Below are 9,873 nucleotides of genomic sequence, written 5' to 3'. Positions count from 1 at the left end.
ATTTAATACTTTATTAAACATAAGTGGCCAATAATAATGCGCACCTGCAAGTAAACCAAATACAACACCACCAACAATTACATAATGAAAGTGTGCTACTACGAAATAATTATCATGAAACTGATAATCAGCTGGTGCAGAAGCAAGCATAACACCTGTAACTCCACCCATAACGAAGGATGGAATAAAAGCTACCGCCCACATCATTGGTGTTGTAAACCTAATACTTCCACCCCACATTGTAAAGAGCCAGTTAAATATTTTAATACCCGTTGGAACTGCAATCGCCATTGTTGCAACCGAGAAGATAGCATTTGCAACAGGCCCAAGACCAACAGTAAACATATGATGCGCCCATACCATAAATCCTAAAAACCCTATTAATACTGTCGCGAACACCATAGAGGAATAACCGAATAATCGTTTTTTCGAAAATGTGGCGAAGATTTCTGAGAATATTCCGAAAGCTGGGAGTATAAGAATGTATACTTCCGGATGACCGAAGATCCAGAATAAATGCTCCCATATAATCGTGTTCCCACCTAGTGCCGGATTAAAGAAACTTGTGCCAAATAAACGATCTAACATTAAAAGTCCTAATCCTACAGTTAATGGTGGAAAGGCAAATAAAATAAGTGAAGATGTTACAAATGTTGTCCATGTAAACATCGGCATGCGCATGTACGTCATCCCTGGCGCGCGCATATTAATAATTGTAACAAGGAAGTTAATACCTCCAATTAATGTACCAATACCTGATATTTGCAAGCCGAGTACATAAAAATCAACACCATGTCCTTTAGAGGCTAAAGCTAAAGATGCATACGATGTCCACCCTGCATCAGGCGCTCCTCCTAAAAACCAACTTAAATTTAAAAATAATCCACCAAAGAAAAATAACCAAAATCCGAGCGAATTCAAAAACGGGAACGCCACATCACGTGCTCCAATTTGAAGTGGTACAGCGGCGTTCATAAATGCAAACACGAGTGGCATAGCTGCGAGGAAAATCATTGTTGTACCGTGCATCGTTAATACTTGATTATAAGCATCCCCAACAAGAAAAGCATTGTTAGGAATCGCTAACTGCAGGCGAATAAATAGTGCTTCTATTCCACCTATTACAAAAAACAATCCACCTGCAATTAAATAGAGAATGGCAATCTTTTTATGGTCTACTGTCGTTAAATAATCCCATATGACAGCACCCATCCCCTGTTTTTTTGCTACAGAACTCACGTTTTCAACCTCCCCTTCGCAAATGATCCCTCTTTATTTTTCAATCTTTAACGTTTGTAAATATGCATTTAATGCATTAATTTGATCATCCGTTAAGTTGCCATATTTACCAGTCATTTTATTACCTGGTTTCATATTTTCAGGATCTTTGAGCCATTTTTTTAAGTTCTCTTCATTATTTTCGGCAATACCAGCAACCATATCGCGATCTGCGAAGTTTGCTAAGTTCGGTGCGATACGAGCAGAAGGTGGTCTACTATCATTTGATCCAACTGCATGACAACCAATACAGCTTTTATTAAATATTTCTTGACCCTCTTGTGCCTTTGTAGCAGCTACTTCTTTTTTTCCATCAATCTTCTTCATGTCAGCAAGCCACTTTTTGTACTCGCTTTCATCCAGAGCTTTCACTTTGAACTGCATTAAAGAATGTGATGGGCCACAAAATTCTGTACAAAAACCATTATAAGTGCCCGATTTATCTGCCTTTAACCACATTTTGTTTACATTATCTGTATTTGTATCCATTTTCCCAGCTAAAGATGGAACCCAAAACGAATGTTTAATATCGGCACCCTTCAAATTCAAGTACACTTTCTTACCTGTGGGGATAACTAAATCTTGAGAAGTTACTATTTTTTCTGATTTATAAGAAAATTCCCACCAATAAAGATTCGCTGTTACATCAACAACGATAGTATCTTTATCAATATTCTTTTTCTCCATCGCACTTACATCAGCAAGCTTGAATGTATATGTAACAGTCGGAACAGCCAAGATTAACAAAAGAATAATCGGAATGACTGTCCATATAATTTCTAGTTTGTGATTTCCTTCAACTTGCTCTGGAATATAATCTTCCTCACCCTTTTTTTGTCGGAAACGCACAATTACATATAAGAAAATAATAGTAACTACAAGTACTACTCCTACCATGATTGCACTCGCTAGCAAGAGCAAATCATATTGCATTTTTGCTACTTCCCCTTGCGGAATTAAAGTAGACTGAAAAGCTTTACCGCATCCCCCTAACAGTAAAGCCAGCAGTGAAACGAACGAAAGCAGTCGCCACTGTTTCTTCATACAAACAACCCCCACTTTCTTTGTGAATTAGATTGTACTTTATAGTTAAGTAAAGTAAATCTCAACGTAAAGAAATCCAATCATGTCGTTGTCTTAGAAGAATGTAACTACAATCATTGACACAAATAAGATTGTTAAGTAATTCAGGGAATAAACAAACATTTTTACGGACCACTTGATGTCATCTTGCTGACGGAAGCCATAAAGCCCTAATGCGATCCATCCGATGTTAAGCAATGTTGCAATTACCATGAATGTTATTCCAAGTCCACTCATATAAAATGGTAGTGGTAATAAACATACTGTCCAAATCATAATCTGACGTTTCGTAATATCAAATCCCTGTACAACAGGAAGCATTGGGATTCCTGCATTTCGATATTCATCAACACGCTTCATCGCTAATGCGAGGAAATGTGGGATTTGCCAAATAAACATAATTAAAAATAACATCCAAGCAATTGGATGATTTAAAGACGGATCAATTGCCGCCCATCCAATTAAAGGTGGAACTGCTCCTGATATACTACCTACAACAGTATTTAACGTATATTTTCTCTTCGTCCATAACGTATATAAAACAACATATGTGAAGGCACCAATAAATGAGATTAACACTGCCATCGGTGTAGTAAGTAATAAAAATGCAAAGCCAAGAAGTAAAATTACAAGTCCAAATGCAAGTGCAAAGCCAGGTTTATATTTACCTGTTACCGTTGGACGGTTTTTTGTTCTTTCCATTAATGGATCGATATCTCGGTCAATGTAGTTATTTAAACAACATACCCCTGCCATAATTAATGCCGAACCAACGATTGTGAAAAATAACTTATCTAGATTGTCCATAACACTCAATCCATTAAAATGTAAAGCCAACCAAAATCCTGTAAATACAGTAAGTGTATTTGAGTTTACAATCCCCATTTTAACGAGCGCTGATAAATCTTGTAACCGAGTTGTTTCCGGTACAATTGAAACAGCTGACTCATCATGCAGCTCACTTGTTGCATGGTTCATCACTTTAACCCCCTCTTAAACCTATCATCTTTCTAAGCATATATTTCATGTGAAATATTTCGCTTCTATATAGCAATATTATTACAGTAGAAATATTGTTAACCCATTCTACTACTAATCTACGCCCATACTCCAATATATTAAATCACATTTCCCGAACATTTTGTGAAGAAAACATGAACTTTTTGTGTCAAACATTAAAAAACTTTATTCTAATTTATCCTTATCATAACATGATGTTATCTTCTATAATAAACTATTTTGTCATATTTAGCATGTATTCTCCCCATTTCTTTTCAAAATAGCCTGAATTCCTCCTAAAATATGTATTTTAAATTCCATTTTTTTCTTTATAATACGTACGTTGTCCTCGCCCTCCATTTCTTTGCTATTTTATTATTTTTTATATATCATAGGACTGTAGCACGTTTTATTCTATACATAATGGAATGAAAATATTTCGCAATAACTTCATAGCAGAAAGATGGTGAAAGAGATTGCAACGCTTTATTAAATGGTTAGCAGTCATTACAAGTCTCGATTTATTAGTAGTTTTACTAGGAGGCGCTTTAGTTACAAAAACGGGTTCAGGCCAAGGATGCGGCAAATCATGGCCTCTTTGTAACGGTGAATTTGTTCCATCTAATTTATCAATGGAGACTATTATTGAGCTAAGTCACCGCTTAACATCTGGATCAGCAGGAATCCTTGTTACTCTTCTTTGTATCTTGTCCTGGAAATATTATAAACATGTGCGCGAAACAAAGACGTTAGCAATTTTATCCTTCGTATTTTTAGTTGCACAAGCATTAATGGGGGCGGCGGCGGTTGTTTGGGGTCAAATGCCTGCTGTATTAGCTATTCATTTCGGTATTTCCTTAATTTCATTTGCTTCTGTCATCTTGTTAACGTGTCTTATTTTTGAAATTGATCAGAAATTTGATGCACGTTCACTTATTATGGACAAAAAAATGAAATTTCATATTTATGGTGTAACAATTTACAGTTATATCGTTGTCTACACAGGAGCTTTAGTACGTCACGAACGAGCTACCTTAGCCTGTCCAGACTTCCCTTTATGTAGCAAAAATAGACCTATGCCAACTCAACTACATGAGTGGGTTCAAATGGGACATAGAGTTGCAGCGATGTTAATTTTCGCTTGGATACTATATGCGATGATTATCGCTATTCGCCATTACAAGCAGCAGCGTGTAGTATACTGGGGATGGATTATTTCATTTATCCTTGTTACACTTCAAGCTATAGTAGGGATTTTAGTCGTATTTACAAATGCTAGTTTAGCAATGGCATTATTACATTCGCTCTTCATTTCTTGCTTGTTTGCTGTACTATGCTATTTAGTTATGATAGGTACAAGAAGTACAGTCAATGCAAAAGAAACTGAATCAACTTCTAAGCAAACAAAATAAAGTAAAACTTTAATACCTTGCCAATTCGGCAAGGTATTATTTACACACAAAAAAGAGCTGCTTTCGCACAGCTCTTTTTCTTTATTTTAATGATCTAATTCAATGAGTAAATCTCCCGTTTGAATTGCATCCCCATCATTTACATATACTTTTTTCACTTTACCACTAAATGGCGCTTGAACCGTCGTTTCCATTTTCATAGCTTCTGTAATTGCCATGGAATCACCTTTTTTCACTTCATCGCCTTCTTTTACAACTACTTTAATAACAGTTCCCGGCATCGTTGCGCTAATATGATTTGGATTTTCACGATTCCCCTTCACACGCTGTGCAACAGTTGATTTCACGTTTTCATCTTTCACTACGATTTCACGCGGTTGTCCATTAAACTCCAGGTAAAGCACACGATTTCCATCTGGCTGTGGCTCCCCAATGGAAACTAGTTTAACCATCAATGTTTTACCTTGCTCGATTTCCACATCAATTTCTTCACCAAGTCTCATACCATAGAAGAATGTCGGTGTATCAAGCACAGATACATTTCCATAAATCCCAGCAACTTTTTCGTAGTCCATAAATACTTTTGGATACAATGCATATGCGACTACATCAAAAATTGTTACTTCGCGTCCAAGTTTGTGGAATAACTCTTCTTTTAAAGCATCGAAATCTACTGGTTCTAATAATTCCCCCGGTCTTACTGTTAATGGCTCTTTCCCTTTTAAAATAATTTTTTGTAATTCTTTCGGGAAACCACCATATGGTTGTCCTAAATCTCCAGAGAACATTTCAACAACAGATCCTGGGAAGTCCATAGCATGTCCACGTTCTAAAATATCTTGTTCTGTTAGGTGATTTTGAACCATAAATAATGCCATATCACCGACAACTTTAGATGATGGTGTTACTTTTACAATGTCGCCAAACATATCATTAACACGGCGATACATCACTTTAACTTCATCAAAGCGATCTCCTAAGCCAACCGCTTTTGCTTGTTGTTGAAGATTACTATACTGTCCACCCGGCATTTCATGCATATATACCTCTGTGTGAGGAGCATTCATACCACTTTCAAATGGAGCATAATATTTTCGTACATCTTCCCAATAATGAGATAGTTTTTCTAATGAGTCTATATTAACATCTGGCTGTCTTTCGTTTCCACCTAACGCATAGTATAGTGTATTCGCACTTGGTTGTGACGTTTGACCAGCCATTGAACTCACCGCTACATCGACAATATCAACACCCGCTTCAATTGCCTTTGTATACGTTAAAATACCATTTCCGCTCGTATCGTGTGTATGCAGGTGAATTGGAATCGACACCGTCTCTTTTAATGCTGAAACTAAATCATATGCTGCGTTTGGCTTTAGTAAGCCCGCCATATCTTTAATTCCTAAAATATGAGCTCCTGATGCTTCCAACTCTTTTGCTAAGTTTTTATAATAATTTAAATCGTATTTACTACGTAACGGGTCATGAATATCTCCTGTGTAACACATTGTCGCTTCTGCAATTTTACCAGTATCTCGTACAGCATCAATTGCAACTCTCATGCCTTCTACCCAGTTTAAGCTATCAAAAATACGGAACACATCAATTCCAGCTTGAGCAGAACATTCCACAAATTTTTGAATTAAATTATCTGGATAGTTTTTGTAACCTACTGCGTTTGAAGAGCGAAGTAACATTTGGAATAAAACGTTTGGCATTTTTTCACGAAGATCTAGTAATCGTTCCCATGGATCTTCTTTCAAGAAACGATACGCAACATCAAACGTTGCACCGCCCCACATTTCTGCTGAGAATAAGTTTGGTAACATTCTCGCTGTCGGCTCTGCAATGTGATGTAAATCTTTTGTACGAACACGAGTTGCAAGTAATGACTGATGTGCATCACGGAATGTTGTATCAGTTAAAAGTACACGCTTTTGATCTTGTACCCACTTTACTAATCCATCCGCTCCACGCTCATCCAAAATTTGTTTCGTTCCATTTTGCATTGGCTCTGAGTGTATCACATTTGGTATACGAGCATCTGGGAAAATTGGTTTCTCTTTTTTCCCTACTCCTGGGAAGCCATTTACTGTTACTGTACCAATATAATTTAACATTTTTGTTCCGCGGTCTTTACGTTTCGGGAACAAGAATAGTTCAGGTGACGCGTCAATAAATGAAGTGTCATATTCTCCTGATAAGAAGTTTTTATGTTTTACTACATTCTCTAGGAATGGAATATTTGTTTTAATACCACGAATACGGAATTCTTTTAAGTTACGTTCCATTTTTGCAGCGGCTTGTTCAAAAGTAAGTGCCCAAGTAGTAACTTTTACAAGTAAAGAATCGTAGTACGGTGTAATAACTGCACCTTGGAAACTATTACCTGTATCAAGACGAACACCAAAACCACCGCCTGATCGGTACGCCATAATCTTTCCTGTATCAGGCATAAAGTTATTAAGTGGGTCTTCTGTCGTTACACGAGATTGGATTGCAAATCCATGTACAACCACTTCCTCTTGCTTAGGAACACCTACCATTTTGCTATGTAATGCATGTCCATCAGCTATTAAAATTTGCGATTGAACGATATCCACTCCTGTAATCATCTCTGTAATCGTATGTTCAACTTGAACACGTGGGTTTACTTCAATGAAGTAAAACTCATCACCTTTTACAAGGAATTCTACCGTTCCAGCATTTAAATAATTTACATTTTTCGTTAACTTTACTGCAGCATCACAAATACGCTGACGCAAATCATCTGAAAGCGACACGCTCGGTGCAATTTCAACTACTTTTTGATGGCGTCGTTGTACAGAGCAATCACGCTCATACAAATGAACAACATTACCTTCTTCATCTGCTAAAATTTGTACTTCTATATGTTTAGGTTTTTCAACGAATTTTTCAACGTACACTTCATCATTACCAAAGGCTGCTTTTGCTTCTGATTTCGCGCGATTATACGATTCTCTTAATTCTTCACTAGCACGTACAATACGCATACCGCGACCGCCGCCACCAAGGGATGCTTTAATAATAATCGGGTAATCATACTTTTCAGCAAATTCTTCAACTTCTTCTATTGAATTTACTGGACCATCACTACCAGGAATAATTGGAATTTGTGCTAGCTGCGCTTGTGTTCTTGCTTTAACTTTATCTCCAAACATGTCTAAATGCTTACTTTTTGGACCGATAAAGATAATCCCTTCTTCTTCACAACGTTTTGCAAATTGAATATTTTCTGACAAGAAACCATATCCAGGGTGGATTGCATCTACATGATTACTTTTCGCAATCTCAATAATGCCTTCAATATCTAGATAAGCATCAATTGGCTTTTTCCCTTCCCCAACTAAATAGGACTCATCGGCTTTATAGCGATGATAAGAACCGCTATCCTCTTTAGAATAGATCGCAACTGTGTTTAATCCAAGTTCTGAACATGCTCGGAACACACGAATTGCTATCTCTCCACGGTTAGCTACCAATACTTTTTGAATACGTTGCAGCTTTGTCATGATTTTCCCCCTCTATTTTCCTACCACTCTAGAGATAAAATACATACACACTCTAAAGAGCGTGAAGTTCTTCACTTTCTACATTATATTATACTTAGAAAGCTTCACTTTATTTTTATCCATCATACCTTATTTTTCAACAAATGATAAGTTTTCTGATCAATTTGTTTCACAAAAATAGTATAGCATAACTCTTCCTTTTCTAACAACAATATTGTATATCACATTAACTTAAATGTAATATACTTTTCGTTTTAAAACAATCAATATTGTATCACATTTAAAACCTAACAAAATAAAAAACACATTGAACTCTAGAGCTCAATGTGTTTTTTATTTTACAACAACAAGATGCGGTCCACCTTGTTCTATTTCGTTAGTCAATTTGTTTTGTTGTTTCTCTTGTCGTTTTACATAACTAGCAATATTTAACAGCATACCCATTGCAAGCAGATTAGCTAACAAAGAACTCCCACCATAACTAACAAACGGTAATGGTACCCCTGTAAGCGGTATTAACCCAGACATACCACCGACATTTATAAAAGTTTGAACTCCAAACAAACTTGCAATTCCGATGGCTATTAAACTTCCAAATGGATCGTTACACTTTTGTGCAACTCTAAATGCCCGAATAATAATAAGTAGTAAACAGATTAAAATGACAGCTACGCCTATAAATCCAAGCTCTTCAGATATAATTGCCATAATAAAATCTGTTTGCGGTTCTGGTAAGTATCCATATTTTTGCACACTGTTCCCTAACCCTCGACCATTTAGCCCTCCTGAAGCAATTCCAATAAAAGAATTTATTAATTGGAACCCATCCTTTTGAGGATCATTAAATGGATCAAGAAAAACTGAAAAACGTGCCTTCTGATATGGATCTAATGCATAATTACCGAGAATATATAGTGCCGGAACCCATACTATAGAAGTTAAAACAATTCGTTTAATCCATAAATTAATCCGCACTCCCGAACAAAGAAACATAATTCCTACTGTTCCTGCAATTAACAAATCGGTACCTAAATCATTTTGCTTTAAAATTAAAACCATGATTAAACCAACACCAAAAAGTACCGGTCCCGATCCTTTCAAAACAGGCGTATTCGTTTCTTGTCTTTTCGCAAAAAAATGAGCCAATACGAGGATAACAGTTATCTTCACAAATTCTGCAGGCTGTATTCCAAATACCCATCCATTTGCGCCGTTTACTGTCTTAGTGAAAAATGCAGCTGCCGCTAATAATGCAACACTAATACCATAACTCCCCAATAAAAAAATTCGTTTCCTCCACACTTTATATGGGATAGTAGCGATAATTATTAATATGATTGCCCCAGCAGCCAAAGTCATTAACTGTCTTTTAAAAAAGAAATTTGCTGGTTTATCAAACCTCGAAATCGCAACAATGGAACTAGAACTATATACCATTATAACTCCCAACACACATAAGATAACAAGAGGAAGTAATAAGGAATAATCCATCGATTTCCATACTTTTTTCATTTCATTTCCTCTTTCTGTTTCAATTTAATTATTGTTGTATTCCATATGTATATAGG

6 protein-coding genes are annotated in these 9,873 nt (G+C 36.4%); 1 reads left to right on the top strand and 5 read right to left on the bottom strand.

Annotated elements, in window-relative coordinates; genetic code table 11:
- From AB3X49_RS12710 to cyoE, 3 genes are all read right to left on the bottom strand, one after another.
- On the bottom strand, window positions 1-1,212 hold a 1,212-nt coding region (locus AB3X49_RS12710), incomplete at its 3' end, for a cbb3-type cytochrome c oxidase subunit I (protein WP_367962456.1).
- A 60-nt stretch (window positions 1,213-1,272) separates the two neighbouring features.
- Window positions 1,273-2,322 carry a cytochrome c oxidase subunit II gene (coxB, locus tag AB3X49_RS12705; RefSeq protein ID WP_367962454.1) on the bottom strand — a complete coding sequence of 350 codons (1,050 nt, stop codon included), beginning with the start codon at window positions 2,320-2,322 and terminating at the stop codon, window positions 1,273-1,275.
- A 93-nt stretch (window positions 2,323-2,415) separates the two neighbouring features.
- Window positions 2,416-3,339 carry a heme o synthase gene (gene cyoE / locus AB3X49_RS12700; RefSeq protein WP_002033731.1) on the bottom strand — a complete coding sequence of 308 codons (924 nt, stop codon included), beginning with the start codon at window positions 3,337-3,339 and terminating at the stop codon, window positions 2,416-2,418.
- A 497-nt stretch (window positions 3,340-3,836) separates the two neighbouring features.
- Here cyoE and ctaA point away from each other — a divergent pair, with 497 nt between their 5' ends.
- Window positions 3,837-4,772 (top strand): heme A synthase, encoded by a 936-nt coding sequence (gene ctaA, locus AB3X49_RS12695; RefSeq protein WP_002014781.1) that lies wholly within the window; start codon window positions 3,837-3,839, stop codon window positions 4,770-4,772.
- A gap of 86 nt (window positions 4,773-4,858) precedes the next feature.
- On the opposite strand, the gene pyc is transcribed toward ctaA, so the two are convergent.
- On the bottom strand, window positions 4,859-8,305 hold the full coding sequence (pyc, locus tag AB3X49_RS12690) for a pyruvate carboxylase (protein WP_012261618.1): 3,447 nt from the start codon (window positions 8,303-8,305) through the stop codon (window positions 4,859-4,861).
- A gap of 333 nt (window positions 8,306-8,638) precedes the next feature.
- Window positions 8,639-9,817: an FtsW/RodA/SpoVE family cell cycle protein gene (locus AB3X49_RS12685; protein WP_367962451.1), complete on the bottom strand. Its 1,179-nt coding sequence runs from the start codon at window positions 9,815-9,817 to the stop codon at window positions 8,639-8,641.
- Between the last annotated feature and the right edge of the window lie 56 nt (window positions 9,818-9,873).

The organism is Bacillus sp. C30, assembly GCF_040838255.1.
GTDB lineage: Bacteria > Bacillota > Bacilli > Bacillales > Bacillaceae_G > Bacillus_A > Bacillus_A mycoides.
The sequence above is the reverse complement of the archived record's forward strand: the minus strand, read 5'-3'. Positions and strand labels throughout refer to the sequence as shown.